The 25,447-nt window shown below is 68.4% G+C and carries 25 protein-coding genes; 15 read left to right on the top strand and 10 right to left on the bottom strand.

Going from position 1 to position 25,447, the window contains the following annotated elements; all coding sequences use genetic code 11:
- The first annotated feature begins 64 nt into the window (after window positions 1–64).
- On the top strand, window positions 65–670 hold the full coding sequence (rplQ, locus tag OG976_RS18480; protein WP_328351774.1) for a 50S ribosomal protein L17: 606 nt from the start codon (window positions 65–67) through the stop codon (window positions 668–670).
- Window positions 633–1,547, top strand: a complete 915-nt coding sequence (gene truA, locus OG976_RS18485; protein ID WP_442930354.1) for a tRNA pseudouridine(38-40) synthase TruA — start codon at window positions 633–635, stop codon at window positions 1,545–1,547. The genes rplQ and truA overlap by 38 nt, the downstream gene beginning before the upstream one ends.
- Here the strand turns inward: truA and OG976_RS18490 are convergent, their stop codons facing one another.
- From OG976_RS18490 to OG976_RS18505, 4 genes are all read right to left on the bottom strand, one after another.
- On the bottom strand, window positions 1,548–2,237 hold the full coding sequence (locus OG976_RS18490; protein ID WP_328351780.1) for a cutinase family protein: 690 nt from the start codon (window positions 2,235–2,237) through the stop codon (window positions 1,548–1,550).
- A gap of 53 nt (window positions 2,238–2,290) precedes the next feature.
- Complete coding sequence (locus OG976_RS18495) at window positions 2,291–2,950, bottom strand: cutinase family protein (protein WP_442930546.1); 660 nt, start codon at window positions 2,948–2,950, stop codon at window positions 2,291–2,293.
- A gap of 95 nt (window positions 2,951–3,045) precedes the next feature.
- Entirely contained in the window at window positions 3,046–3,693 is a 648-nt protein-coding gene (locus OG976_RS18500) for a cutinase family protein (RefSeq protein WP_442930355.1), read from the bottom strand.
- A gap of 54 nt (window positions 3,694–3,747) precedes the next feature.
- Window positions 3,748–4,752, bottom strand: a complete 1,005-nt coding sequence (locus tag OG976_RS18505; RefSeq protein WP_328351786.1) for an EamA family transporter — start codon at window positions 4,750–4,752, stop codon at window positions 3,748–3,750.
- A gap of 75 nt (window positions 4,753–4,827) precedes the next feature.
- Between OG976_RS18505 and OG976_RS18510 the strand changes: the two genes are divergently transcribed.
- Both OG976_RS18510 and eccB read left to right on the top strand, forming a co-directional pair.
- Window positions 4,828–5,388 carry a CGNR zinc finger domain-containing protein gene (locus OG976_RS18510; RefSeq protein ID WP_328351789.1) on the top strand — a complete coding sequence of 187 codons (561 nt, stop codon included), beginning with the start codon at window positions 4,828–4,830 and terminating at the stop codon, window positions 5,386–5,388.
- 75 nt (window positions 5,389–5,463) lie between these two features.
- Window positions 5,464–6,810 carry a type VII secretion protein EccB gene (gene eccB / locus OG976_RS18515; protein ID WP_328351792.1) on the top strand — a complete coding sequence of 449 codons (1,347 nt, stop codon included), beginning with the start codon at window positions 5,464–5,466 and terminating at the stop codon, window positions 6,808–6,810.
- On the opposite strand, the gene mycP is transcribed toward eccB, so the two are convergent.
- The gene (mycP, locus tag OG976_RS18520; RefSeq protein ID WP_328363735.1) at window positions 6,772–8,043 is read right to left on the bottom strand and encodes a type VII secretion-associated serine protease mycosin; all 1,272 of its coding nucleotides are present in this window, start codon (window positions 8,041–8,043) and stop codon (window positions 6,772–6,774) included. The genes eccB and mycP overlap by 39 nt on opposite strands.
- A gap of 44 nt (window positions 8,044–8,087) precedes the next feature.
- Entirely contained in the window at window positions 8,088–9,371 is a 1,284-nt protein-coding gene (eccD, locus tag OG976_RS18525) for a type VII secretion integral membrane protein EccD (protein ID WP_328351795.1), read from the bottom strand.
- Window positions 9,372–9,461: 90 nt separating this feature from the next.
- Here eccD and eccCb point away from each other — a divergent pair, with 90 nt between their 5' ends.
- Genes eccCb through OG976_RS18545 form a run of 4 tightly spaced genes read left to right on the top strand, consistent with a single transcriptional unit; the run spans window position 9,462 to window position 14,856 of the window.
- Window positions 9,462–13,022 (top strand): type VII secretion protein EccCb, encoded by a 3,561-nt coding sequence (gene eccCb, locus OG976_RS18530; protein ID WP_328351798.1) that lies wholly within the window; start codon window positions 9,462–9,464, stop codon window positions 13,020–13,022.
- Window positions 13,010–14,194: a type VII secretion-associated protein gene (locus tag OG976_RS18535; protein ID WP_328351801.1), complete on the top strand. Its 1,185-nt coding sequence runs from the start codon at window positions 13,010–13,012 to the stop codon at window positions 14,192–14,194. Before eccCb ends, OG976_RS18535 begins: the two co-directional genes overlap by 13 nt.
- Before the next feature lie 45 nt (window positions 14,195–14,239).
- A complete protein-coding gene (locus OG976_RS18540; protein WP_328351804.1) occupies window positions 14,240–14,542 on the top strand; it encodes a WXG100 family type VII secretion target in 303 nt (100 codons plus the stop codon).
- 20 nt (window positions 14,543–14,562) lie between these two features.
- Entirely contained in the window at window positions 14,563–14,856 is a 294-nt protein-coding gene (locus tag OG976_RS18545) for a WXG100 family type VII secretion target (protein ID WP_328351806.1), read from the top strand.
- A 59-nt stretch (window positions 14,857–14,915) separates the two neighbouring features.
- Here the strand turns inward: OG976_RS18545 and OG976_RS18550 are convergent, their stop codons facing one another.
- A complete protein-coding gene (locus OG976_RS18550; protein WP_328351808.1) occupies window positions 14,916–15,284 on the bottom strand; it encodes a nuclear transport factor 2 family protein in 369 nt (122 codons plus the stop codon).
- 193 nt (window positions 15,285–15,477) lie between these two features.
- On the opposite strand from OG976_RS18550, the gene OG976_RS18555 reads away from it, so the two are divergent.
- The gene (locus tag OG976_RS18555) at window positions 15,478–16,122 is read left to right on the top strand and encodes an NADPH-dependent F420 reductase (RefSeq protein ID WP_328351810.1); all 645 of its coding nucleotides are present in this window, start codon (window positions 15,478–15,480) and stop codon (window positions 16,120–16,122) included.
- 17 nt (window positions 16,123–16,139) lie between these two features.
- On the opposite strand, the gene OG976_RS18560 is transcribed toward OG976_RS18555, so the two are convergent.
- Window positions 16,140–16,715 (bottom strand): TetR/AcrR family transcriptional regulator, encoded by a 576-nt coding sequence (locus OG976_RS18560; RefSeq protein WP_328351812.1) that lies wholly within the window; start codon window positions 16,713–16,715, stop codon window positions 16,140–16,142.
- A 96-nt stretch (window positions 16,716–16,811) separates the two neighbouring features.
- On the opposite strand from OG976_RS18560, the gene OG976_RS18565 reads away from it, so the two are divergent.
- The 3 genes from OG976_RS18565 to adhP all read left to right on the top strand — a co-directional run bounded on the left by OG976_RS18565 (window position 16,812) and on the right by adhP (window position 20,817).
- Complete coding sequence (locus OG976_RS18565) at window positions 16,812–18,101, top strand: helix-turn-helix domain-containing protein (RefSeq protein WP_328351815.1); 1,290 nt, start codon at window positions 16,812–16,814, stop codon at window positions 18,099–18,101.
- A gap of 111 nt (window positions 18,102–18,212) precedes the next feature.
- Window positions 18,213–19,736 carry an aldehyde dehydrogenase gene (gene adh, locus OG976_RS18570; RefSeq protein WP_328351818.1) on the top strand — a complete coding sequence of 508 codons (1,524 nt, stop codon included), beginning with the start codon at window positions 18,213–18,215 and terminating at the stop codon, window positions 19,734–19,736.
- A 19-nt stretch (window positions 19,737–19,755) separates the two neighbouring features.
- Window positions 19,756–20,817: an alcohol dehydrogenase AdhP gene (gene adhP, locus OG976_RS18575; protein ID WP_328351822.1), complete on the top strand. Its 1,062-nt coding sequence runs from the start codon at window positions 19,756–19,758 to the stop codon at window positions 20,815–20,817.
- Here adhP and OG976_RS18580 read toward each other — a convergent pair.
- Both OG976_RS18580 and OG976_RS18585 read right to left on the bottom strand, forming a co-directional pair.
- Window positions 20,808–21,323, bottom strand: a complete 516-nt coding sequence (locus OG976_RS18580; protein WP_328351825.1) for a GNAT family N-acetyltransferase — start codon at window positions 21,321–21,323, stop codon at window positions 20,808–20,810. The genes adhP and OG976_RS18580 overlap by 10 nt on opposite strands.
- Before the next feature lie 49 nt (window positions 21,324–21,372).
- The gene (locus OG976_RS18585) at window positions 21,373–23,121 is read right to left on the bottom strand and encodes a glycoside hydrolase family 3 protein (RefSeq protein WP_328351828.1); all 1,749 of its coding nucleotides are present in this window, start codon (window positions 23,119–23,121) and stop codon (window positions 21,373–21,375) included.
- A 36-nt stretch (window positions 23,122–23,157) separates the two neighbouring features.
- On the opposite strand from OG976_RS18585, the gene OG976_RS18590 reads away from it, so the two are divergent.
- The 3 genes from OG976_RS18590 to rpsI all read left to right on the top strand — a co-directional run bounded on the left by OG976_RS18590 (window position 23,158) and on the right by rpsI (window position 25,220).
- Window positions 23,158–24,066, top strand: coding sequence for a PaaI family thioesterase (locus OG976_RS18590; RefSeq protein WP_328351831.1), 909 nt, complete (start codon window positions 23,158–23,160; stop codon window positions 24,064–24,066).
- A gap of 189 nt (window positions 24,067–24,255) precedes the next feature.
- Entirely contained in the window at window positions 24,256–24,699 is a 444-nt protein-coding gene (gene rplM, locus OG976_RS18595; protein WP_328351834.1) for a 50S ribosomal protein L13, read from the top strand.
- A gap of 41 nt (window positions 24,700–24,740) precedes the next feature.
- Complete coding sequence (gene rpsI / locus OG976_RS18600) at window positions 24,741–25,220, top strand: 30S ribosomal protein S9 (RefSeq protein ID WP_442930547.1); 480 nt, start codon at window positions 24,741–24,743, stop codon at window positions 25,218–25,220.
- The last annotated feature ends 227 nt before the right edge of the window (window positions 25,221–25,447 follow it).

A 25,447-nucleotide genomic window follows, 5' to 3' on the forward strand; every position in this document is an offset into this window, starting at 1 on the left:
CTCGAAAGAGATCCGTCCCGGTCCTACCTGATACGGGGGCCGGCCCCATTTAGGAGAAGTCGCAATGCCCAAACCCACCAAGGGACCTCGCCTCGGCGGTTCGTCCTCGCACCAGAAGGCGCTCCTGGCCAACCTGGCTACGTCGCTGTTCGAGCACGGCCGCATCAAGACGACCGAGCCCAAGGCCCGGGCGCTGCGGCCCTACGCCGAGAAGCTCATCACCCATGCCAAGAAGGGCACGCTGCACAACCGGCGTGAGGTGATGAAGAAGATCCGCGACAAGGACATCGTGCACGCGTTGTTCGCCGAGATCGGTCCGTTCTTCGCCGACCGTGAGGGCGGCTACACCCGCATCATCAAGGTGGAGGCACGCAAGGGCGACAACGCCCCGATGGCCGTCATCGAACTGGTCCGGGAGAAGACGGTGACCTCTGAGGCCACCCGGGCTGCCAAGTCCGCCGCCAAGAAGGCCGCTCCGGTCGCTGCTGCGGCCGCGCCGCAGGCTGCGGTGGAGCCCGAGGAAGCGGTCGGCCCCGATGTCGAGAGCATCGAAGCCGTCGAGGCCGAGGACGCCGGCATCGCCGACGCCCAGACCGCCGAGGCCGCTGACGAGGTCGCCGAGGAGCAGGCCGATGAATCCGCCGAGGATTCGGACGCTGACAAGTCCTGACGTTGTGAGTTCGAACGTGCCCGTCACCGATTCCGGTGGCGGGCATGTTCGTCTTCGGCTGGACATTGCTTACGACGGAACGGCTTTCACCGGCTGGGCGGCGCAGGAGGGGCACCGCACCGTCGCCGGCGTTCTCGAGGAGGCGCTGTCGACGGTGTTCCGGGAACCGGTGCGGTTGTTCGCTGCGGGCCGCACCGACAGTGGAGTGCACGCCAGCGGACAAGTCGCCCATGTCGATGTCCCGGCCGATGCACTCGAGCATGCTTATCCGCGTACCCGGCGGCCAGGTGAACTCGAATTCCTGCCACTGGTGCGCCGATTGGCCCGGTTTCTGCCGGAGGACGTCCGGGTGCGCGAGATCACCCGCGCACCAGCCGGTTTCGATGCCAGATTCTCGGCCTTGCGCCGCCACTACGAGTACCGGATCTCGTTATCCCCCTACGGCGTCGACCCGCAACTGGCGCGGTATGTGACGCCATGGCCGCGCCACCTGGATCTGGACGCGATGGCCAGCGCATCTCGAGACCTGTTGGGGCTGCACAATTTCGCGGCATTCTGCCGGCACCGTCCCGGCGCCACCACGATTCGTGACCTGCAGCGGCTGGACTGGGAGAGTGCGGGCGATATGGTGACCGCCTTCGTCACCGCCGACGCCTTCTGTTGGTCGATGGTGCGCTCGCTGGTTGGTGCCCTACTCGCCGTCGGGGAGGGTAGGCGCGAACCGTCCTGGTGCGCAACGCTATTGACGTCAACCGAGCGATCCAGTGCGTTCGCGGCCGCTCCGGCCCGCGGACTGTCCCTGGTCCGGGTGGACTATCCGCCCGATGACGAGTTGGCCGCGCGGATCGCCATCACCCGCGATCTCCGCACGCTCTGATCAGAGCTTGCCGGCCACGAAACCTGCGGCCTGGTCGACTAATCCGGAGTCGATGTAGGCGGCCTGAAGATGCGAATTCCAGTTGTCGGCCCAGCTTTCCGGGTCCATGTTGTCGCTGCAGATCGGATCGTCCGGAGTGCACATGTCGATCGTCTTGTCGCCCCACAGTGGGCTGACGTCGGACACCGGCCCGAACACCTTGCGGGTGCCGTTACCGAAGAGTGCCACCGCGGCGACGTGGCCGTCCATCCCCAGCGGCAGTGGATTGTTGTAGCCGAAGACTGGCGACGGCGCGGCCAGGACCAGGTCGGTGACGGCCGCGCCCAGCGAGTAGCCGCCGAGGACCAGTCGGGTGTTGGGGCACTTGTTCGCCATGTACTGGATGTGCTTGCTCATGTCATTGGCGCCCACGTCCACCTGGTAGTCCGCCGGGTAGTTCACCGCGTAGAAGCCCACATTCTTGGACGTCTTGGAGCGCAAGGCGTCAACGAACGCCACCCCGATGCGGCCCGTGCCCGGCGGCTCGAACCGCCCGCGAGCGAAGACCACCTCGACGTCCGGGCAGGGGGCGGCGTTGGCAGTGGGCAGTGAGGCCGCCGAAAGCTGCGGTGACACCACTGGCGCGAGCAACATCACGGCCGCAGCGGAAAGCACCGCCATCACGCCGTTGAAGAGCCGCTTACTGTGCATCCCGCTATGGTACGCGAGGCCGGAGGTGGGTCGTCAGCAAATAAATTGCGGTTCTACAACAGACCGGCGATGAAGCCGGCTGCCTGGCCGGGGAGCGGGCCGCTCTCGTAGTCGGTATGGGCGAACGGATTGCGGCCCTGCGAGCAGATGGGATCACCGTCGTTGCACAGGTCGATTCCCTTGCCCGCGAACGGTGCGCCCGCGGTCGACACCGGATTGCCGAACTTGGTCGCCGGGTTGCCGAAGACTGCGACGGCGGCGACTTTGTTGGCCACGCTGGAGGGCAGCGGCGGCGCCGAACCGACGTCGCCGATCTTGTTGCCCAGCGGCGGGATGCCCAGCAGCATGTCGACCACCGCGGCGCCTTGGGAGTATCCGCCGAGGACGAACCGGGTCGACGGGCAGGCGGCCGCCGTGGCGAGGATGTGATTGGTGGCATCGGTGGCACCGTCGGCCGCCGCCAGGAAGTCATAGGTGGCGGGGTAGTTCACCCCGTAGGTGCCGATCGTGCGGGCACCGAGCTGGGACTGCAGCGTGTCGGTGAGGGCTTGGCCGACGCGGCCGATACCGGCGGGCTCGCTGGTACCGCGGGCGAACACGACCTGCACGTCCGGGCAGGGATCGGCGGCGGCCGTCGGAGCGGTACCGGCGAGCGTGGCGGCGACGGCGGCCGTGGCCGCCCCGGCAACGCTGAGCCGGTGGGCAATCGTCATGAGCGGCTGGGACACGCGCAAACAACTCCCTCGATCGTGAACAGTCGGCTAATCCTCACACACCGGACCGCGCGACCCAAACCCCTTCTGTGCGCTCAGAGAAGGCCTGCGACGAAGGACGCCGCCTGGTTCGTCATTCCGGTCGAGCTGTAATCGCGATGCGCCGGTACGTCGTCGCCGTCCGAGCACACCGGGTCACCGGCGTTGCACAGGTCGATGGCTTTGGGGCCGTAGACCGCGCTCGAGGTGAGCGGGAGGCCCACCTTGGCGGTCGGGTTGCCGAAGACCGCCAGGGCGGCGATGTGGTCGGCCGCCTCGGGCGGCAGCGGGTTGGTGAACCCCACGGCCGGGAACGGCACCGAGGTGATGACGTCGATGATGGCCGCTCCCTGCGAATACCCGCCGAGCACGAGCTTGGTGTTGGGGCAGGTGTTCATGACGTCCTGGATGAAGGCGCTGGCGTCGTTGGCGCCGTTGGCTGCCGCTAGGAAGTCGTAGCTGGCCGGGTAGTTGACGGCGTAGACGCCCAGCGAGCGGTTGCCCACTTTGCGACGCAGCGAGTCGACGAACGCCTGCCCGACCCGGCCGATCCCCGGTGGTTCGCTGGTGCCGCGGGCGAACACCACCTGGATGTCGCTACAGCCGGCGGCGAGCGCAGTGGGCAGGGCGGCCGGGCTGGCCAGCGTGGCGCCGGCGAGCAGGGCGGTAACGGCGGCACCGCGCAGGGCAAGGGAGATCGTCACGCCGTAATGTTACGCAGGCTAAGCGAATTTCATTCCCCGACGCGCGTCCGCGAATTACGTGCGGGCGCCGGCGGCGACCTCTTCGATCGGCCCGCCGTCTGGCCACGTCGCGGCTGTGACCTCGGCGCTTCGGTCGCCCTGGCGGGCCAGAGCGAGCCCGAGGAGCACCACGACACCGCCGACGCCCTGCGTCACGGTGACCGACTCGCCGAGCAGGACCCACGCGCACAGCACGGCGAAGAGCACCTCACCGAGGCCGACCAGCGAGGCGAAACTCGGACGCAGCCGGGCCACGCCGCTGATGCCCAGGGTGTAGGCGATCGCGGTTGCGACGACGGAGAGCATGATGACCGGCAGGTACCACGGCACGGTCATGCCTGCGACGACCGCGTCATTGGCGGTGAACGTCAGGGGCATGATGCCGGACAGGCCCAGCGCGGCGACCGCGACCGTGCCGACCACCAGGCCACCGGCCGACAGGGTGATCGAGTTCAGTCCGCTGCCGTCGGCGCTGACCTCGTCGGACATCATGAAGTAGCAGGCCGCGCAGATCGCGGCGGCCAGTCCCCACGCCACGCCGACGGCATTGATGTGGGCGGCTCCGGAGAACACGTTCAGCACCAGCATGATGCCCGCAATCGCCAGGCCGACGCCGGCCAGAGTCAGGCCCCGGGGCCGCCGCCGGGTGGTGCCCCAGATCCAGCCGACGACCAGGATCGGGGCGGCGTACTCGAGCAGCAGTGCCACGCCGACCGACAGGTGCGAGACGGCGTTGTAGTAGCAGAGCTGCGCGCCGGCGATGGGGACCAGGCCGTAGGCCACCACGATGCGGGCGTGGTCACGGGCTTCGCGGATCCAGTCCGGTTTGACGATCGTGGCGAAGATCGCCATGACCAGGGCGCCGCCGGCCAGTCGAGCCGTCACGGCGGCGGTCGGTGACCACCCCGCGCCCATCAGAGCTTTGGCGAAGGGGCCCGACATGCCGAACGTGAACGCCGATCCGACCGCGAACATCAGACCGAGCCGAAAGTGGTCCTGACCGCGCACGATTGTCGACATGAGGCACCTCCCCGAATGTAATGAGTAAAATAACGATTGGTCATGACACTACGGCCGGAAGGAGTCATGAGTCAAATGCTTTTTAGTCATGACACCGAGCTCACATTGCGAGCGGCCTGTGCCCTGATCAACAGCGACCGGGTCGAGGGTGAACAGTTGGGTGACCAGCCCGCGCTGGACGCCTACCTGGGCAGCTGGGGCTGGACCGGACGGCGCGACCACGACGACGCCGAACTCGCCTCGGTGCACACGTTGCGTTCGCGGCTGGGCCGGATCTGGGCCACCGCCGACGACGAAGTGCGCGCGGTCGGCCAGATCAACGCTCTGCTGTCGGACACCGAGGCGTCGCCGTGGCTGACCCGGCATCCGGAGATGCCCGAGTGGCATCTGCACCTGGCGTCGATCCACGACCCCTTGGCTCAGCGCATGGGTGCCGAGATGGCGATGTCACTGGCCGACGTGGTCCGCGCCGGCGAACTGCGGCGGCTGAAGATCTGCGCGGCCTCGGACTGCGACGCCGCGCTTCTCGATCTGTCCCGCAACCGGTCGCGGATGTTCTGCGATACCGGCAACTGCGGTAACCGCCAGCACGTCGCCGCCTACCGGGAACGGCGGTCCAAGGAGTCCGACGACTGACTTCCTGCACCTGCTACGGATCCGGGGTGTTGACAGCCGAAAACCCGGGCGCGACAGCTGCTCTACCGTGGGTCCGTGCGGCGCCCCGGATCCCTTCGGCTACAGGCGAATGCCAGCCGGTTCCTCTGGCGCCGAATGGAATACGCACTTCTGGGCCGGCCAGTCGCTGCCGGGCAGGATCCGCTGCGCGCGCAACGCCGCGCGCTGCTCGCCGGGTGCGCGTTGGCGTCGGGTGTCGCGGTGGTCATCGCCTCGACGACGATCGTGCATCCGGTGCCGGCCGACGGCCCGTTGGTGATGTCACGGCAGTCCGGTGCGCTGTTCGTCCGGGCGGATGATCGCCTGCGGCCGGTGGCCAACCTCGTCTCCGCCGACCTGATCCTGGGCAGCCCGGCCGCACCCCGGGTTGTCGACGACGCAGCCCTGCGCGGGATCCAGCGCGGTCCCGTCCTGGGTATCCCCGGGGCACCGCAGTCGGTGGGCGCGCTGATCTCACCGGCAGATCAGCGTTGGGCAGTGTGCGACGGCCCCGACGGGACGACCACGGTCGGCGTCAATGCTTCGGCTGATCGGGCAGACCTCGGGCCCGGCACCGCCGTCCTGGTGTCTGCGGCACACGCAGACAACTCGACGTATCTGCTCTACGACGGGCGACGGGCTCGCGTCGATCCCGACGACCCGGTCACCGCCCGGACGCTGCACCTGCATGGGCACACGCCACGGCCGGTGTCCTCGGCCGTGCTGAACGTCATTCCCGAAGTTCCCGCGATCGGTCCGCCGCGCATCGCCGGGCTGGGACAGCCGTCCGGGGTTGCCGGACTCGCCGTCGGTGCGGTGGTGCGCACGGTCAGAGCGGGATCGGAGGAGTTCTACGTGGTCCTGCGCGAGGGACTCCAACGCGTCGGCCGCCTGACCGCCGACCTGATCCGCTTCGCCGACCCGGCCGCCGCCGCCGACATTGCCGCCGTATCGCCCGATGTGGTTGCCGGCGCTGTCCTGGCTGACACGTTGCCGGTGGCCACCTACCCCGACTCCGTGCCGGCCCTGCGCGACGGCTCCGCCGGAGTATGTGCGACGTGGTACTCCGGAACTGCCGGGATCGCCCTCGGAGGCGTCGAGATGGACGGCGGTAGCACGGTCACCCTGGCCGCCGCCGACGGCGACGGACCGAACATCGACGTGGTCGCCATTGCACCCGGGCGCAGCGTCGACGTCAGAGCTACGACGGCGGGACGCTATCTGATCTCCGAGGCGGGAGTGCTTTTCCCCGTTCGTGATTCGGCCGCAGCGGCCGCCCTCGGGCTTGGCCGCGATCCCGCTGAGGTGCCATGGGCGGTCATCGCCGGGCTTCCCGCCGGGCCCGAACTCAGCCGTCAGGCCGCACTAGCCGGCAGGGATGTCCTCGGCGGGGCGGCGCCGTAGCCGGGTCGAGGCCGCCGCAAGGCCGATCAGGCACAGCGCCGCGCCCGCCACGATGACCCCACGCGAGGGTGCCGCGTCGGCGGCGGTGTGCGCCGGTGCGGGCTCCGGAACCGGCCGGGGTGTCGATGACGTGACGGGCTGGTCGCTGAGCGCCGCAACACCGTCGACGACACCGTTGCCCACCATCGGATTCCAGCCGCGGGAGGGCTGGTGCGCGGTGGATTCGATCCGTGTCATCACCTGCCGGGCCGAGAGTCTCGGGAAGCGGGCCCGCACGAGCGCCACCACGCCGCTGACGACCGGGGTGGCGTAACTGGTTCCCGAGATGGGCACCGCGCCGGACGGTCCCGGTTGGGTGTCGACGATGCCCTGACCGTCACGGTCGAGGGACACGACGGCTTCGCCCCGCGCGGCGACGTCAACCCATGGGCCGTTGAGGCTGAACGGCGAAGGTTCACCGGCGCCGTTCACCGATGCGACCGTCAGGACGTAGTCGTCGTACCACGCGGGACTGGCGATCACCGTAGGCGGATCGCCGGTGTTCTGTGCCGTGCACTGGCCCGGCCCGCCGACGTTGCCGGCCGCGGCAACCACCACCGCGTCCTTGACGTCGACCGCATAGGACAGCGCGGCACCGAGCACCCTGTCGTCGAGCATCCCGTCGGTGCAGGCGACCGAGGAGATGTTGATCACCGAAGCCCCCATGTCCGCGGCTGTGCGCACCGCCTTCGCCAGGGTTGTGACGTCGCCGAAGCCGTCGCTCGTCGGATCCGATACCGGCCCGAACATGTTGCTGGACTGACGGATTGCGATCACGGTGGCTTCCGGCGCCACACCGGTGAAACCGCTGTGGTCGGCGTCGTCCTGGCCGGCCGCGATGATTCCGGCTACGACGGTCCCGTGTCCGTCGCAATCCTGCCTGCCGTCGCCGCTGGCCACATAGTCGCCACCGGCGATCACCCTCGGCAGTCGGGGGTGTGGTTGCACCCCGGTGTCGATCACGGCCACCCGTTGACCCGCACCCCGGGTCAGACGCCACATCGATTGCAGGTCAAGGCCGTCGAGTTGGGTGGCACGCGGTCGTGGTGCGCTCGCCTCCATCGGTACCGCGCAGGGCCTTCGCTGCGCGGTGGGTTCGGGCGGAGCCGGCGGTGCCGGCGGTGGAAGCAGCGAGTCGTCGATCGCCGGCGGTGCAACGGCGAAAGCCGCTGGTGCGCAGTCCAATGCCACCATCAACACCGTCGCGACCACGCCAAAAGTGACCTCTGCGGCCCTGTTCACAACAGCCCGCCGATCGTGGCGAACAGCCCGGCCGCCGCGCATGCCGAGGGCACCACCGCAGCGCCGATCGCGACATCGATGACCATGAGCATTCGGACCGCCGAGGGAGAGGGCCGGATCGAGGTCCATCGAAGCGCAACCGCGACGCTCGCTGCCACGACGGTCAGCGCGCACAGCAGGCCCACGGTCCACGGTGCGGTGACGGCCAGGTGCCCGATGAACACCGTCGCGGTGACAAAGCCGGCAATGTGCAGCGCTGAAGCCTGACGCCGATCGGCGTGAATTCGACTGCGCAACAACATCGTCACCGCGAGCACGCCGATGAAGGTGGCAGCCTCGGCCGGCCGTTCCGCCAGCGCCGCGGTGAGGACCGCGCCGAGTGTCATCGCCGCGGCGCCCGTGGCGACCAGCCAGGTCAGGGTCGTTTGCCCTCGTCTCGCTCGCGTCTCGACATCGTCACCGGCCGATGCGGGTGACAGGCCGGCGATCACGGACGCGAGCCGCGGCGACCAGGTCAGCACGGCCGCGGCAGCGGTGGCCAACAGCGGGCCGGCCGCGGCGGCGGGCACCCAGCCAGCTAGCGCCGTCGCCGATATCGCGGCTGACGACATCCCCACCGCTGCCATCGGAACGAACGCATCTGCACCACGATCGAGCACCCGCCAGGCCACCAGGGCGGTGGCCGCCACTGCCGACATCGCCAGCAGGAAGCCGGCCAGCCCGGGTTCGGTGAGCAGCGCAGTGAATCCGGCCAGGGCCACGGCCGCGACACCCAACGTCAACGACGGCCATACCCGCGACCGGGCTCTGACAGCCGCACCGAGTGCGAAAGCAGCTGCAGCGCAACCACAGACGGTGTGGATTCCTTCGCCGGCGCGGGCATCCAGAAAGAGCAGTACCGCCACGGTGATCGCCGACCACACCACGGTGAGGACCGCCGCTCTCGATCCGGCGGCGGGTGACGGATGGTCGGCCCGCTCGGCCATGCGAGCCAGCACGCCGCACACGTCGACGTCCGGGTAGGGCGCCGGGCCGTCAGCCGGAGCCAGGAACAACACGTCACCGTCGCGGACTCCGCACTGTGCCAGGGATCTCGCCGAATCCACCACGGTGCCGTCCGGCCGGATCAGGTGCAGCTCCTGAGCGCACGGGTCCTCGCCCATGGCTTCGGCCAATGACGGCAGCACCTCGCTGAGCACCCGATCGGCAGGCAGCGCCAGCTCCGTCTCGATGCGCCCGGACCTGATGAACACGGGGCATGCGCCGGTGATGACAGTCATGGTGCGCACGCTAGCCATGCCGCGGTGGCGGTGAACTCGGCTGTCCACAGGTGAATTGCCGCGGCGGCAGCGGCTGCCTACCGTCCGTGCATGCCCACGACGACGATCGAGTTCGCCGCGGAGGCACGGCTGCAACCACCGCAGATACCGAGCGAGGACATCGTGATCGCAGCACCACCGGTGCCGGAACCGGCGGGCGGCGCGGCACGGTTCGCACCGCTGCTCGTGATGGGCATCGTCGCAGGCGTCGGCATGCTCGTCTGGACTGCGAGGTCGAGCGCGGCGGTCAGTCCGATGATGCTGATGCTGCCCGGCATGGCGCTGATGTCGGCACTGGCGATGCTGGTGCACAGCGGGCGTGGCGGTCGAGGTGGTCGGCTCGACGAGCAGCGGAGCCGCTATCTGGACCACCTCGACAGCGTCGCTGCGCAGATACGTGATGCCGCGGGGCGCCAGCATGTCGGGCTCACCTGGATGCACCCGGCACCGGCCGCGCTGTGGGCCCTGATCGGCGGCCGGCGGATGTGGGAACGCCGCGCCGGGGACCGCGACTTCGGCCACGTGCGGCTGGGCCTGGGCCCACAACGGCTGTGCCGCCGGATCGTGCTGCCCCCCGTCGCGGCCCCCGACGACCTCGACCCAGTTACCGCGGAGGCCTTCCGGCACTGCGTCCGCACCCATGCCGTGGTCGACGAAGCGCCGATCGCGCTTGCGCTGACAGGCGTGCCCACCGTGGCGCTCGACGGTGACCCGGACGCGGCACGCGCGCTGGCCAGAGCGATGATCTGTCAGCTCGCGGTGTTGCAGCCGCCGAACGCCACGCTGATCGCCGCGATGGTCGACCCGGGTCGGCGTGATGAGTGGGACTGGCTGAAGTGGTTGCCGCACAACCATCATCCGGCGTCGGGCACCCCGATGGTCTACGACTGCCCGACCGGTCTCGAGGCCCTTGTCGCCGAGCCGGCGCTGGCGCACGTGATCCTCCTCGTCGACCGGTCGGACCAACGATTCACCGTCGGCCGGGCGGCGTCGACGACCGTCGTCGTCGGAACGACCGCCGACCCTGACGCGCTCACGCTTCACCTCGATGCCGGCCGGCTGTCGGTGTCCGGTGAGGAGTTCGCCCGGGCCGACGCGCTGACCGTCGCTCAGGCGCGTGACTGCGCCCGCCGGCTGGCCCGCTACCGGGTCGCCCGGGCCGCCGAGGGCAACCGGGGTGCGCCCGACGAGCGCGGCGCCCTGCGGGTCCCACTGGGTCGCACTCCCGACGGTGCCATGGTCGACCTCGACATCAGGGAGGCCGCCCAGGGCGGGCAGGGCCCACACGGGCTGTGTATCGGCGCCACCGGATCGGGTAAATCCGAACTGCTGCGGACAGTCGTGGTCGGGATGGCCTGCCGTAATTCACCCGACGACCTCAACCTCGTTCTCATCGACTTCAAGGGCGGCGCAACCTTCCTCGGGCTCGGCGGCCTCGCCCATGTGTCGGCGATCATCACGAACCTGTCCGAGGACGATCACCTGGTGATGCGTGCCAAGGAAGCGCTCGCCGGAGAGATCCACCGCCGCCAACAGCTGTTGCATCGGGCCGGCAATGCCGTCAACCTCACCGCCTACCGGCGGGCGCACCAGCTCGACCCGCAGTTGCCCGCGCTGCCTTCGCTGTTCGTCGTGGTTGATGAGTTCGCCGAACTTCTCTACAGACACGCGGATTTCGCGGATCTGTTCGCGATGATCGGCCGGGTGGGCCGGTCGCTGGGGGTGCACCTGCTGCTGGCCAGCCAGCGCCTCGACGAGGGGCGCCTGCGTGGCTTGGAGTCGCACCTGTCTTACCGGATCTGTTTGAAGACCGCGACTACCGCGGAATCCCGCGCGGTTCTCGGCGTGCCCGACGCCGCCGAGCTGCCCACCACACCCGGGGCCGCGTACCTGCGGGCCGCCGACGGCCGCCTGACCCGTTTCCAGACGACGTATCTCGGCGCACCTGCTGTCGACGAGATTCCTGCTCGCGGCGAACCCGATCCCGTTGTCCGACGGTTCACGTCGATCCCGGCGGCACCACCTGCCGACACGCTCGAGAGCCGGCGCACCGTGCTGGATTCGATGCTGGCACAACTCGCGGGCCGCGGATCCCCGGCCCGCCAGATCTGGCTCCCGCCGCTGTCAGCCTCACCGCGGCTCCCGGATCTGCCGGCCGCCGATTGCCCTGAGCTCAGTGCACTTATCGGCCTCGTCGACCGCCCGTTCGAGCAGTGCCGCGCCCCGCTCAGGGTCGACACCGCCGGCGCCGGTGGACATGTCGCGGTGGTCGGCGCGCCGCAGAGCGGAAAGTCGCACACCGTCTTCACCCTGATCACGGCGCTGGCGGCGCGCCACGACCAGCGTCGAATCCAGTTCTACTGCCTCGACTTCGGCGGTGGCGCGCTGGCCGCGCTGAGCGACCTGCCGCATGTCGGATCGGTGGCCGGCCGTCACGACCACGACCTGGTGCGGGCAACCCTGCGCCACGTCGAGACGATCGTCGGATCGCGCGAGAGTGGTCGCCACGACGAGTTCGGCGACGTCTACCTCGTCGTCGACGGATGGCAGACCGTCCGCGACGAGTTCGGTGAGCTGGAGGCAAGCATCTCCGCATTGGCCACCCACAGCCTGTCCTTCGGGGTCCATGTCATCCTGACCGCGTGCCGGTGGGCCGACATCCGTCCCGGCCTCAAGGACCAGATCGGTACCCGGATCGAACTACGGCTCGGCGACCCTCTCGACTCCGAGATGAACCGCAAGCAGGCGGCTCTGGTCCCGCTCGGCAGGCCGGGCCGCGGCGTCACCGCCGAGGGCCATCACTTCGTCGTCGCGACGTCGGCGCCGTCGGATGTCGCGGTCCGGGGGACGTGGGCGGCGCCGCAGGTTCGGCTTCTGCCTGCCCTGGTCGAGTACTCGACACTGCTCGACAAGGCCGGGCTGGGCTCCGGAGTCCTGCTGGGCGTCGGGGAGCCTGAGCTGGCACCGACGGTCCTCGACTTCCAGCGCGACCCGCACCTGCTGATCATCGGTGACCGGGAATGCGGTAAGACCGCTGCCCTGCGTACCGTGTGTCTCGAAACCATCCGCGGCGCAACAGAACACCAGGTTCAGCTATTCGTCGTGGACTTTCGTCGGAGCTTGCTCGGCGTCGTCGACCCAGCGCACCTGCACGGGTACGCCTTCTCCGCCGCCGTTCTGGCCGAGACGCTTCCGGCCCTGCTGACGCGGCTGCGTGGCCGACTGCCGGCGGCTGACGTGACCGCCGACCAACTGCGGTCCCGGTCGTGGTGGAGCGGTCCGGAGATCTTCGTTGTCATCGATGACCACGACCTCGTCAGTGCGCTGGCGGGTGATGTCTTCGCAGGACTGGTCGAGTTGTTGCCACACGCGACTGATATCGGCCTGCACCTCGTGGTCGCCCGGCGCTGCGCAGGCATCGCCCGGGCACTCTACGAGCCGCTGCTCGCTCACCTGCGTGACGGTAGCTGCCCCACCCTGCTGATGAGCGGCTCACCTGACGAGGGAACTGTGGCCGGTGGACACCGGCCTGGGCCACAACCGCCCGGTCGCGGCATTCTCGTGACACGTGTTGGTGCACAGCGTATTCAGGTCGGCTGGTGCCCGCCGTGACAGTGTTGGAGGTCGGCCCCGCCACTGTGCGGCAGCTGCCGCCCCGCGACGACGCGGCGCTCGATCCGGAGATGGTCGCGTGCGCGCTGGCCGGGATCGATGACACGACGATCCTGCTCCACGAGCGCCCGGTGTCCGTCGCGTCGCTGTGGCGACACCTCCTGTCGTCCAGCGCAGGCAGCCGGCCCGCTGCTCTGACCGTCGTGCACCCCTCCTGGTGGCCGTCTCGCCGGGTTGCCCGAATCCGTGAGTGGGCGGCTTCGGTGACGGCGGAGGTGCAGACGGTGCCGCGGTCGGCACTGCTGACACGCCACCAGTCGGGCGCCGCCGCAGTGGTCATCGAGATCGGCGCCGACATGGTGGCGGTATGCCGCGACAGCGCCACACCCGAGGTGCTCCACGGTACGGGGGACGTGGCCGCCATCGCCGCCCTGGCGGTCGACGGCGGCACGGCTGCCCCGGTCATCGTCGATGCGCCCGATGGTGTGCCGCATTCGGAGCGGCTGGCAGCGGCGATCCTGAACGACTTGCGGTGCAGCGGTATTCGTGGTCGTGCGGGCCGCATCGAGGACGCCGTCGCGCCGACCGGACAGCAACCCCGCGCTGCTGCTGCCATCGCCCCCGCCTCGCGCTTACCGGTACACGCGGCTGCGGCGGCGGTGGCCATCGTGATCGGCGCGGTCAGCATCCTCGCCGGCCGTTCCACCGAGCCGGCCTCGGTCGACCACACGGTCAACCTGGTCGAAGGTCGTGTCGGCGTGCGGGTTCCGCCGGACTGGCAGCTGACCCGCATCACCGCAGGCCCGGGGTCACGCCGTGTGCAGCTCACCTCCCGAGCGAACCCTGCCGACGCGCTGCACATCACCCAGTCCTACGACCCGGAGCAGACCCGTGACGGTGTCGCGCGCGTGGTCCAGCAGGCGATCGGCCAGCAGCCTCCGGGGGTCTTCGCAGACTTCGATCCCAGCACCCTCAAGGCCGGCCGCCAGGTGGTGAGCTATCGCGAAGCCCGGATCGGGCGCGAGGTCCGGTGGTTCATCGTTCTCGACGGTTCCACCCGCATCAGCATCGGATGCCAAAGCGCGCCCGGCCGACCCGAGACGGTCGACGCCGTCTGCGATGCGGCGGTGGGATCGGCGCGCGAAGTCGGTGGAACCGAACAACGCCGGTGAACGTCGAATCCATTGTGAGCAAGAACAACTCGACAGGACATTCTCATGACGACACTCAGCACTGACTTCGACGTGATGCGCGCCGTCGCATCCGCCACGGACGCCCGCCGCGAGGAGATCCGCGCTCTGTTGAACGGGTTCATCGCCCGGATGGAGTCGGTTCCGCATTCGGTATGGGGTGGCCTGGCCGCGGCTCGGTTCAGAGAGGTTGTCGCGCAATGGAACACCGAATCCAACCGGCTGACCGGGGCGCTGGCCGCGATCGCCGAGACGATTCGCCACAACGAACAGACGCTGCGAGAGGCGGCACATCTGCATGCCGCGCGTATCGCTGACGTCACCGGATAACCGTAGAAGGAGAAGCTGTCGTGGACCCCATCCTGTCGTATGACTTCGCCCAGATCGAAGCGACTGTGCTCGCCGATATCCAGCAGACCTCGACGCGTCTCGGTGCTGCCCTCGACGATCTGGGTCGCCAGATCGCCCCGCTACAACAGGTGTGGACCCGCGACGCGGCGACGGCCTACCAGTCGGAGCAGGCCCGCTGGCAGCACGCCGCTGTGGCTCTGCACGACATCCTGATTCGGCTGGGCAACGCAGTACGCGACGGCGCCACCGACGTGGCCGAGGCTGACCGGCGCGCCGCGCGGCTGTGGAGCTGACACCGGGGTGGTGAACCCCTGTGTGGCCCCGGCGGAGGAGAGCCGTCGGGGTCACACAGTCACTCCTGCGGAGGGGTGAGGACAGTCCACAAGTGGCTGATGAGCCCGTCTGCGATGACCGCGGCGTCGAATCCGCTCATCGGTGTCTGGCCGCTCGCGGGATCCACCAGCCGCCAAGCCAGATAACCGAAGCCCTCCAGCGCGTGAACCGGACCGACCGCCTCGAACTGTAGCCCGCCTAGGCCGCTCTGGAGACCCACACATTTGGCCTCCAGCGCCGACAGTCCAGTCGTGGTGCCTTCCGCATCGGTCCACCGGACGTCGGCTGCGTAGGTCTGTGCCGCTGCCGCAGTTCGCTTGTCGTCGTCGCGCTCGTTGAACACCGCGAGCAGGTTGTCGTGCATCAGTTTTTCTACTGAGTCAGCCATCTGGCTTTCCCTTCGGTCGTCGGTGGTTGGTTTCTCCGCAGTGGGTAGGGCAATACTCCTGGGAAGTTTTGTAACATGTCAGATAAAATGGTTCGGCGATGACGATATCAGGCGGAAGCTCCGCCCGGAATCCGAGTGAAACCTCGGAAGTTCCCGTCCCGCAGATGGTTTAGACAATCCACAGGAGGGAACCATGACGTACTCGATCATCGGCACCGGCAATATCGGCCAAGCGTTGGCGCGACAATTCGCCCGGAGCGGTCTGAATGTCACCATGGCGACTGCCAAGGGGGTCTCGGCGGTGGCACCCCTGGTGGAGCAGATCGGACCGGTGATCACGCCGGTCGACGTCGGTGAAGCGCTGAGCGCCGAGGTGGTCGTATTGGCGGTTCCTTTCGATGCGGTCCGCGGACTCGCGCAGCAGGTGCCCGACTGGCGGGGACGCATCATCGTCGATGCCACCAACGCGATCGACTACACCACCTTCGGCCCTGCAGATCTGGGCGGTCGGGCGTCGTCCGATCTGGTCGAGGAATGGGCGGCCAATTCTCGCGTTGTCAAGGCGTTCGGTAGCACCTGGGCCAAGGTGCTGGCACGAGAGCCGGGTGACGGCCACGGCGGACGTCGGGTGATCTTCCTGTCCGGTAACGACCCCGACGCCCGCGGCGAGATCGCGGTGCTGATCGAGCGACTGGGCTTCGCACCAATCGATCTGGGACGCAACGACGAGGGCGGTCTGCTGCAACAGTTCGGCGGACCGCTGGCGACACATAGTTTCATCTCGCAGCCGATCGCCGGTGACAGCCCGGCGGACATGGATCTGGCCGAGGGCAGTTGAGCGAGCCGGGCGCGCGCTCAGGTCTCGCGTGCCTTTCGGCGCCGCGCCTGCGCCGGCCACGCGCGTAGCGCGACGTCGGCCGCGGCGCGGAGGGTCTCGACGCCCGCCCCGTCGCGGGCCAGTGAGGACATCCCACGCAAGACGATGTCGATGAAGTCGGCCAGCGCCTCAACGTCGGTGTCGTCAGGCAAGTCACCTTCGCCGACCGCCTGCAACAACCGGCCGCGAATTGCCTGCCGACCCACAAGACGTTCGTCCCGCAGCACGGGGTCGGAGATGACGAAGCAGCCGGGGGGATGCTCGGCGCTCCCGTACTCGCGCACGGCGATGTCGAGGATGCGGGCGAACACATCACGTGCCCGGCGCTCGCCGAGTGCCGGCGGGATGACGCGGGATGGGGCGCTGGTGTATTCCGCTACCGCCTCGTCGTACAGCTTCTTCTTGTCTCCGAAGGTGTTGTACAGACTCGGTGCGGAGATGCCCATCGCTTCGGTCAGGTCTCGGACCGTCGTGCGCTCGTAGCCCTTCTCCCAGAAGAGGTGCAAGGCCCTGACCAACGCTTGAGATCGATCGAACTCCGGCGGTCGTGCCATCGACTCAGTCTAAGGTTCAGGACTTGCTGCACCTGATGTGGCGTATCGTGGCCACACGCGCTGGCCGGGACGGCCGTGCGAGGAGTGTGATCGGCGATGGGCGCATCCAGAATATCCAGCGGGGGATCGACCGCTCGGCCCTCTGCGGTGCTTCGTGCGGTCCACCAACTCTTTGTCACCGGCGAGGTTGACGCCTCTTATCTCGAATCCAGCCTGCGCCCGATCGTCGCCAAGAGCTGGCAGCGAAGTCTCGCCAAAGGTGTCGACCCGGACTGTGCGGCGTCGCCCTCCCCGGTGGGGGAGGAGCTGGCCCGCTTGCGTGACACCCACCCGCTGGCGCCGACCCTGCCGGTGATCCGGAGACTGCTCGTCGAGGACGCCGCCGGATCCGGAGTGGTGGTCGCGGTGACCGCGGCCGACGGAACCCTGCTCTGGGTCGAAGGTGACCGCAGCGCCTGCCGGCGGGCAGAGGGGATGAACTTCGTGCCCGGCGCGGACTGGAGTGAACGCGGAGCGGGCACCAACGCGCCGGGAACCGCGCTTGCCCTCGACGCCGAACTGCAGATCCGCGGCTCCGAACACTTCGCCCGGATGGTCCAGCCGTGGAACTGCACCGCCGTCCCGGTCCACGACCCCGACACCGGCGCCCAGATCGGGGCGATCGACCTCACCGGCGGCCCGCGGGTGGCCACACCGCAGGCGCTGGCCCTGGTGCGCGCCACCGTCGTGGCCGTCGAAAACCATCTCGCGCTGCTCCGGCTGACCGGCTCTCCGCAGTCGAGCACCCCCAGACCGCCCCGCGTCACGGTCCTCGGATCGGACCGTCCGCGCTGGACGGTCACCGACGAGGTGGGCCACCTGCGCTCGACCACTCTCACCGGCCGGCATGCCGACATCCTGGTGCTGCTCAGCCGTCACCCCGAAGGTCTGTCCGCCGACCACCTCGCGATGCTGCTCGACGACAAGGACCTCGATGTCGTGACGGTCCGCGCCGAGGTGTCACGCCTGCGCAAGGTCGTCGGGGCCGACGTCATCGAATCGCGGCCCTACCGGCTGCTGGTGCCGATCACCACCGACATCGACGAAGTCCACGACGCCATCGAGGTCGGCGAGGTGAGCGTGGCGTTGGACCGCTACCCCGGACCGCTTCTGCCGCAATCGATGTCGCCTGCAGTCGCGCGGCTGCGCACCGAGCTGACGATGACGCTGCGGGCGGCGGTGCTGGCCTGCGGCGAACCGGCTGTGCTGCGCCGCTGGCTGGACAGCCCCGACGGCCGTGACGATCGGGACGGTTGGCGCGCCCTGCATGACGGCGCACTGCCCGGTTCGGTGCAGCAGTCGCAGGCCCGCGGCGCCTTGGCGGGCCTGGATCTCGATCTCGGCTGACCACCGGGGTCCACGTTGCACGGTTGCGTGCAACTGTGCTGCAACCCCGCACTGCCTACCTTGAGTGACGACCGACACACTTTGTCGTCCTGAACAGGCAGGAGAATGCCAATGACCGTTTATGTGAGGCCCGGTGCCGAAGGCTCCGTGATGTCCTTCCAGTCGCGTTACGAGAACTTCATCGGTGGTGAGTGGACTGCGCCGGTGGGTGGGCAGTACTTCGAGAACCGCACGCCGGTGACCGGCGAGGTGTTCTGTGAGGTCGCCCGATCGACCGACGCCGACATCGAACTCGCCCTCGATGCCGCGCACGCCGCGGCCCCCGCGTGGGGCAAGACCTCGGCCGCGGAACGGGCGCTGATCCTGAACAAGGTCGCTGATCGGATCGAGGCGAACCTGGAGTCGATCGCGCTGGCGGAGTCGTGGGACAACGGCAAGCCGATCCGCGAGACCCTTAACGCCGACATTCCCCTGGCCGTCGACCACTTCCGCTACTACGCCGGCGCCATCCGGGCGCAGGAGGGGTCGCTGAGCCAGATCGACGAGGACACCGTCGCCTATCACTTCCACGAGCCTCTCGGTGTGGTCGGTCAGATCATTCCGTGGAACTTCCCGATCCTGATGGCGGTGTGGAAGCTGGCCCCGGCGTTGGCCGCGGGTAATGCGGTGGTGCTCAAGCCGGCTGAGCAGACCCCGGCCTCGATTCTGTATCTGGTGTCGCTGATCGCTGATCTGCTGCCTGCCGGGGTGCTCAACGTGGTCAACGGGTTCGGTGTCGAGGCGGGCAAGCCGCTGGCCTCGAGCAACCGGATCGCCAAGATCGCGTTCACCGGCGAGACCACCACCGGCCGGCTGATCATGCAGTACGCCTCCCAGAACCTGATCCCGGTCACCCTGGAATTGGGCGGCAAGAGCCCCAACATCTTCTTCTCCGATGTCCTCGCCGCCAATGACGACTACCAGGACAAGGCGCTGGAGGGCTTCACCATGTTCGCCCTCAATCAGGGCGAAGTCTGCACGTGCCCGTCGCGCAGCCTGATTCAGGCCGATATCTATGACGAGTTTTTGGCGCTGGCGGCGATCCGCACCAAGGCGGTGCGCCAGGGTGATCCGCTGGACACCGAGACGATGATTGGCGCGCAGGCCTCCAATGATCAGTTGGAGAAGATCCTGTCCTACATCGAGATCGGCAAAAGCGAAGGCGCCCAAGTACTTACCGGCGGCGAGCGTGCCGAACTCGGCGGTGACCTCTCGGGCGGGTACTACGTACAGCCCACCATCTTCACCGGTCACAACGCGATGCGGATCTTCCAGGAGGAGATCTTCGGGCCCGTCGTGGCGGTCACCTCGTTCACCGACTACGACGACGCGATCAGCATCGCCAACGACACCCTCTACGGACTCGGGGCCGGGGTGTGGAGCCGTGACGGCAACACCGCCTATCGCGCCGGGCGGGATATCAAGGCCGGCCGGGTGTGGACCAACTGCTATCACGCCTACCCCGCGCACGCCGCATTCGGCGGCTACAAGCAGTCCGGCATCGGGCGCGAGAACCATCTCATGATGCTCGACCACTACCAGCAGACCAAGAACCTCCTGGTCTCGTACTCCACCAAGGCCCAAGGCTTTTTCTGATCCACGAAAGGACACGACCATGACTCAGACACTCGACACCGATACCCCCGCAGCCGCGACCGACACCATGAGGGCCGCCGTCGTCACCGAATTCGGCGCCCCGCTGAGCGTCGGCGACGTCGACCTGCCCACACCCGGCCCTGGCGAGGTGTTGGTGAAGCTGGAGACCTCCGGCGTCTGCCACACCGATCTGCATGCCGCACATGGTGATTGGCCGGTCAAGCCGCAGCCGCCGTTCATCCCCGGGCACGAGGGGTACGGCAGCGTCGTCGCGCTCGGTCCCGGCGTCACCGACCTCGCGCTGGGCGACAAGGTCGGCAACGCCTGGCTCTGGTCGGCGTGCGGCACCTGCGAGTACTGCCGCACCGGCTGGGAAACGCTGTGCGAGAGCCAGCGCAACGGTGGCTACAGCGTTAATGGCAGCTTCGGCAGCTACATGCTGGTCAACTCCGCCTACGCCGCCCGCATCCCGGACAACATCGACCCGCTGGAAATCGCACCCATCCTGTGCGCGGGGGTGACGGTCTACAAGGGCCTCAAAGTCACCGACACCCGGCCGGGCCAGTGGGTGGCGATCTCCGGCATCGGCGGCCTGGGCCACATCGCGGTGCAGTACGCCAGGGCGATGGGTCTGCGGGTGGTGGCCGTCGACATCGACGACGCCAAACTAGCTCTGGCCGAACGCCTCGGCGCCGAAGTGGCCGTCAACGCCCGCACCTCCGACGTCGTCGCCGAGGTGCAGAAGGCCACCGGTGGCGTGCACGGCGTGCTGGTGACCGCGGTGCACCCGCAAGCGTTCGGGCAGGCCATCGGGCTGGCCCGCCGCGGCGGCACGATCGTGTTCAACGGCCTGCCGCCCGGCGACTTCCCGGCCCCGATCTTCGATATCGTGTTGAAGGGCCTGACGATTCGTGGCTCCATCGTCGGAACCCGCCAGGACATGGCCGAGGCGCTGGACTTCTACGCCCGCGGCCTGATCCACCCCACGGTGGAAGCCGCCCGCCTCGAGGACATCAACGAGGTGTTCGGCCGGATGCAACGCGGACAGATCGACGGCCGCGTGGTCATCGACTACCGCTGAGTCCCCAGCATCTCGCGAACGGGCCCGATCCCGACGAGACGGATGTCGTCGCGTCGGATCGTGGCCCACTGCCCCGACGTCATGGTGAATTCGACCATGGTGTCGGGGCTTTCGCGCCGGTTCTCCCGGGTGGTTGCAGTCTCGGTGTAGGGCAGCGACCGCGTCACTCCCAGTGACGCGGCGTTGTCGTGCCAGGCGCGGGTGACGGCCACCTCGGCATCAAACCCCGCGAAAATCAGGTGCAGCGCCGCCCGCCGCAACTCCTTGCCGATCCCGCGTCCCTGATGGGCACGGCCCAGCCAGGACCCGGTGGTCAGCCTCCGCCGCCGGGGGAACTCCTCGGCATGCACCGAGCACATTCCCACCACCGAATCGCCGACCAGGACCGCCAGGTCGAGGTTCCATCGCTGCACGCTCGTCTCGGCACGGTTGCGCCAGTAGAAGCGCAGACAATTGCGCTCCAATTCGGGGGAGGGGACGTCGGTCCACGGTTCGCTGAACGACATTCGTCATGGCCTCCATCGGACCACAACCGCTGGCGGCTCCGAAACCGAATTACCGCCGCGGGTAGCGCAACCCGTGCCCGAACCGGAACACCGGGTCGGCGGTGTCGAAGGGCACATCGGTGCGGCTGGCCTGCACCGCCGAATCCGAGCGCGGTAGGTCGAAGGGAAGCGACCCGGCCGGCTCCGACTCGCCGAACAGCACGTCGAGCAGTGCCTGCTCGCTCACCCCGAAGTTCACCATGATCGCCCCCGCGGCGTCGACGAACGGCGTCAGCACCGCCGGCCGATCCAGATACACGTCCAGCACGGTCGGTACCTGGGCGCACACGTCGAGCACCCGCTGCACCTCCTGCGCCCCGAATTCCAGTGAGCCGTGGTGGAACAACGCCGCCATGCCCTCCGAGCGCGGCTCGAACGGAGCCTTGAGCCGCAGTATCGCCACGTCGGCGTCGGCCGGTGATTCCACCGGCTCGGCATACCCCGGTAGCGAGGGAAGCTCAGGTGCGAACACCTTGACACCGCGGCGCAGCGGCACAACACCAGAATTCGTCAACAGGGTCAGCGAGTCACGCTGGGCGCGCAGCCCCGCATCGCGAAAGTCCTGTCGCCCCAAGGTCAGCGCTGCGTGTTCCTCGTCGATGAAGGGATGGTCGAACAGACCGAGCTCGAACTTCGTCCGCAGCACCCGTCGCACCGACTCGTCGATCCGGGCTTCGCTGATCCGGCCGGCAGCGATGACCGACGCCAGCACGTCGGTGCAGTCCTCTCCGCCGAACTGGTCGACTCCGGCCTCCAGGACCCGAACCACCCGGTCTTCCCGGCCGAGGTGCTCCACACCCCAGGCGCGGGCGGTACCGAGGTCACCCAGCTCGGGGTGGTCGGTGATCAAACCCCAATCAGTGCAGACGATTCCGTCGAAGCCGAGTTCATCGCGCAGTATGCCGGTGATCACCGACTTGTTGAAGCCGAAGCCCACCTCGTCCCAGTCAGTGCCGACCGGCATGCCGTAGTAGGGCATCACCTCCGCGGCGCCGGCGTCGAGCGCCGCCAGGAACGGGCGCAGGTGGTAGTCGGCGTTGTCGCCGGGGTAGACCTGTTCGCGTCCCCACGCGAAGTGCGGGTCGTTGCCGTCCTTCTGCGGACCACCGCCGGGGAAGTGTTTGATCATCGCGGCCACGGACTCCGAATCCAGGTGATCACCCTGCAGCCCAACGACGTACGCCACCCCGAGTTGCGCCGCCAGCGCGGCGTCTTCGCCGAACGTGGTGTTGATCCGCGCCCACCGCGGTTCGGTGGCCAGATCGAGTTGGGGGTGTAACGCAACCCGGATGCCCGCCGCGAGGTACTCCTGCCGGACGATGTCCGCGAATTCCCGCACCCGCTCGGCCGAGCCGATGGCGGCCAGTCCCAGCGTCTCCGGCCACTGCGAGAACGGGCCCGCCATCATCTGCGTCAACGGGTTGTCCCCGAAGTGATGACGTGGATCAGTAGACAACGTGACCGGGATACCGAGGGGGCGCTGCAGCGCGGCCCGCTGAACGCTGTTGTGCCATTGCGCGAACGCACGCCCGTCGGCCAGTGAGCCCAGGATGTTGAAATGGCTAAGTCCGCGGTCTAGCAGGGAGCGCAGCGACCGCTGGCCGAACAGGTGCACCACCTCGTCGACGCCGGCCGGTACCGCCATCGTGTGGAACATCAGCCCCACCTTGTCCGCCAGCGGCAACCGGGCCAGCAGATCCTCGGTCCGCTGGTGCGGCGGCAGGCCGGCGTCGCGATACGGGTGCACGGGATCGGACATCGGCTTTCCTCTCGTCTTCTGCAAGGATGCCAGCTGATGAGCACAGCTAACCGACCGCAGGAGCTCTTCTCCATCGGCTCCGTCCGGCGCAGCGAGGGCGGCATCGCGCTGGACCAGCAGCTCACGACGAGCCTGCTCGACCACCGCGGTGTCATCGAGATGCCCGCCTACGCGGTCACCGCGGAGTCGGCCACCAGCGGCGCCTACTGGTACACGTTCGCCGAACCGGTGGCCACGGTGCAGTCCTGGCTCGCGCTGAGTGCCGGCGCCCCGGCCCGGGTGGGCGACCTGTTGTCCGCGACGGCGTCGATGGCTCACCACGATGAGCACTACGGCGTTCCCACGGTGACCGTCACCAACGGATCCCGCGACGTCGTCTGCTCCGGGGTGGGCCGCACGGTGCGGGTGGGGCGCAGCACCGCGGCGTTGCGGGAACTCGACCGAGTCGAGATCGCGAACCGGGCCGGCGCCCTGCCGCCCGCGCCGCCGGACGTCGACACCACGATCTCCGACATCGATGCGGGCTGGGACGGCCGGCGCACCCTGGAAGCGATCGGCCGCGGTGAGATCGCCCGCGGCCCGCTGTGCGAACTGCTGGCCATCACCGTCGCCGCCACCGACGGCGACCCGGTCGTGACCGTCGACCCGCAGCCGTGGATGGCCAACGTGCTCGGGGCCATCCAGGGCGGAGTGATCGCGTCGATCATCGGGCAGGCCTGCTCACTGGCCGGCCAGGCCCACACCGGCCCCGGCGACACCTACGCCATCGCTGACCTCAGCGTTTACTATTTCCGCTCGCCCCCGGTCGACGGCCGCCCGCTCACCATGGCCACCGCAACCGATCGGGTGGGGCGCCGCATGGCGACGGTGAGTGCCAGCATGTCCGACCCCGGCGGCACCGAGTACGTCCGGGCCACCGCCAACATCGCCTACGAGCGGGGTTGACGCGTTTTGACCTGCCCGGATCGTCGCAGGTAAGCTGCCACGTTGGCGTGCGGTACGCCGCGGTTCTCCGCGGAGTCAGCCGGGGTCTCGGGTCAGTGTTGGTCGCCGAGATGTAAGGCCCGACCGTCACGTCCGACCGACACCCGGGTCACACCGGGACCTAACCCGAGAAGAGAAGAAGGTAGCGCTGTGCCTACGTACACGCCGAAGGCGGGTGACACCACACGTTCGTGGTACGTCATCGACGCCACCGACGTGGTGCTCGGCCGGCTCGCCGTTGCAGCAGCAACTCTGCTGCGCGGCAAGCACAAGCCGACATTCACGCCCAATGTCGACGGTGGCGACTTCGTCATCGTCATCAACGCCGACAAGATCGCCGTCAGCGGCGACAAGCTGACCAACAAGATGGCCTACCGCCACTCGGGTTACCCCGGTGGTCTGCGGGCCCGCACGCTCGGTGACGAGCTGCAGAAGCACGCCGACCGCGTGGTCGAGAAGGCCATCGTCGGCATGCTGCCGCACAACAAGCTGAGCCGCCAGATCCAGAAGAAGCTCAAGGTCTACGCCGGCCCGGATCATCCGCACGCCGCCCAGCAGCCGATTCCGTTCGAGATCAAGCAGGTGGAGCAGTGAGCGAAACGACAGACGTGACGGCCGACGTCGAGGAAACCGAAGTGGCTGAGGTCACCGAGGCGCCCGAGGCAACCGAAGCGCCCGAGGCGCCCGAGGTCACCGAGCAGCCCGCACCGCGCGAGCCCGTCATCATCGACCGCCCGATCCAGACCGTCGGCCGCCGCAAGGAGGCTGTCGTGCGGGTCCGGCTGGTGCCTGGCACCGGCCAGTTCCACCTCGACGGCCGCACCCTGGAGGCGTACTTCCCGAACAAGGTGCACCAGCAGCTGATCAAGGCTCCGCTGGTGACCGTGGACCGGGTGGATGCCTTCGACATCTACGCCCACCTCGACGGCGGTGGCCCCTCGGGTCAGGCCGGTGCGCTTCGCCTCGCGATCGCCCGCGCACTGATCCTGGTGCAGCCCGAGGATCGCCCGGCCCTGAAGAAGGCCGGCTTCCTCACGCGTGACCCGCGTGCCATCGAGCGCAAGAAGTACGGCCTGAAGAAGGCCCGTAAGGCGCCGCAGTACAGCAAGCGCTGATCTGCCGCGCGTTTCGACGCGAGCTCGCCGGGTGTGTCCGTACGGATGCACCCGGCGAGTTTTTTGTGGGACTTGTCACTCGGTATCCCCGCAGCTCAGGGGCATTCGGGTCGCCGATCATTAAATTTCGGTTTGAGTTTGCCGACCGGAGGTTAGACCTCAAGAAGCCGACATTGCTGTCGGCTGCCCGAGGTGGGAGAAAAGGACCTTTACGGGGGGTCGATGTC

The organism is Mycobacterium sp. NBC_00419 (assembly GCF_036023875.1).
Classification (GTDB): Bacteria; Actinomycetota; Actinomycetes; order Mycobacteriales; family Mycobacteriaceae; genus Mycobacterium.

Excerpts from the sequence above, each read along its gene's own strand:
- eccCb (WP_328351798.1), top strand. The coding sequence starts at position 9,462 with ATGCCCACGACGACGATCGAGTTCGCCGCGGAGGCACGGCTGCAACCA.
- OG976_RS18580 (WP_328351825.1), bottom strand. The coding sequence starts at position 21,323 with ATGTCGTTCAGCGAACCGTGGACCGACGTCCCCTCCCCCGAATTGGAG.
- OG976_RS18565 (WP_328351815.1), top strand. The coding sequence starts at position 16,812 with ATGGGCGCATCCAGAATATCCAGCGGGGGATCGACCGCTCGGCCCTCT.
- OG976_RS18585 (WP_328351828.1), bottom strand. The coding sequence starts at position 23,121 with ATGTCCGATCCCGTGCACCCGTATCGCGACGCCGGCCTGCCGCCGCAC.
- OG976_RS18540 (WP_328351804.1), top strand. The coding sequence starts at position 14,240 with ATGACGACACTCAGCACTGACTTCGACGTGATGCGCGCCGTCGCATCC.
- mycP (WP_328363735.1), bottom strand. The coding sequence starts at position 8,043 with ATGGTGGCATTGGACTGCGCACCAGCGGCTTTCGCCGTTGCACCGCCG.
- rplQ (WP_328351774.1), top strand. The coding sequence starts at position 65 with ATGCCCAAACCCACCAAGGGACCTCGCCTCGGCGGTTCGTCCTCGCAC.
- OG976_RS18490 (WP_328351780.1), bottom strand. The coding sequence starts at position 2,237 with ATGCACAGTAAGCGGCTCTTCAACGGCGTGATGGCGGTGCTTTCCGCT.
- eccD (WP_328351795.1), bottom strand. The coding sequence starts at position 9,371 with ATGACTGTCATCACCGGCGCATGCCCCGTGTTCATCAGGTCCGGGCGC.
- OG976_RS18560 (WP_328351812.1), bottom strand. The coding sequence starts at position 16,715 with ATGGCACGACCGCCGGAGTTCGATCGATCTCAAGCGTTGGTCAGGGCC.
- OG976_RS18510 (WP_328351789.1), top strand. The coding sequence starts at position 4,828 with ATGCTTTTTAGTCATGACACCGAGCTCACATTGCGAGCGGCCTGTGCC.
- adh (WP_328351818.1), top strand. The coding sequence starts at position 18,213 with ATGACCGTTTATGTGAGGCCCGGTGCCGAAGGCTCCGTGATGTCCTTC.
- OG976_RS18555 (WP_328351810.1), top strand. The coding sequence starts at position 15,478 with ATGACGTACTCGATCATCGGCACCGGCAATATCGGCCAAGCGTTGGCG.
- truA (WP_442930354.1), top strand. The coding sequence starts at position 633 with ATGAATCCGCCGAGGATTCGGACGCTGACAAGTCCTGACGTTGTGAGT.
- OG976_RS18590 (WP_328351831.1), top strand. The coding sequence starts at position 23,158 with ATGAGCACAGCTAACCGACCGCAGGAGCTCTTCTCCATCGGCTCCGTC.
- adhP (WP_328351822.1), top strand. The coding sequence starts at position 19,756 with ATGACTCAGACACTCGACACCGATACCCCCGCAGCCGCGACCGACACC.
- OG976_RS18505 (WP_328351786.1), bottom strand. The coding sequence starts at position 4,752 with ATGTCGACAATCGTGCGCGGTCAGGACCACTTTCGGCTCGGTCTGATG.
- OG976_RS18550 (WP_328351808.1), bottom strand. The coding sequence starts at position 15,284 with ATGGCTGACTCAGTAGAAAAACTGATGCACGACAACCTGCTCGCGGTG.
- OG976_RS18495 (WP_442930546.1), bottom strand. The coding sequence starts at position 2,950 with ATGACGATTGCCCACCGGCTCAGCGTTGCCGGGGCGGCCACGGCCGCC.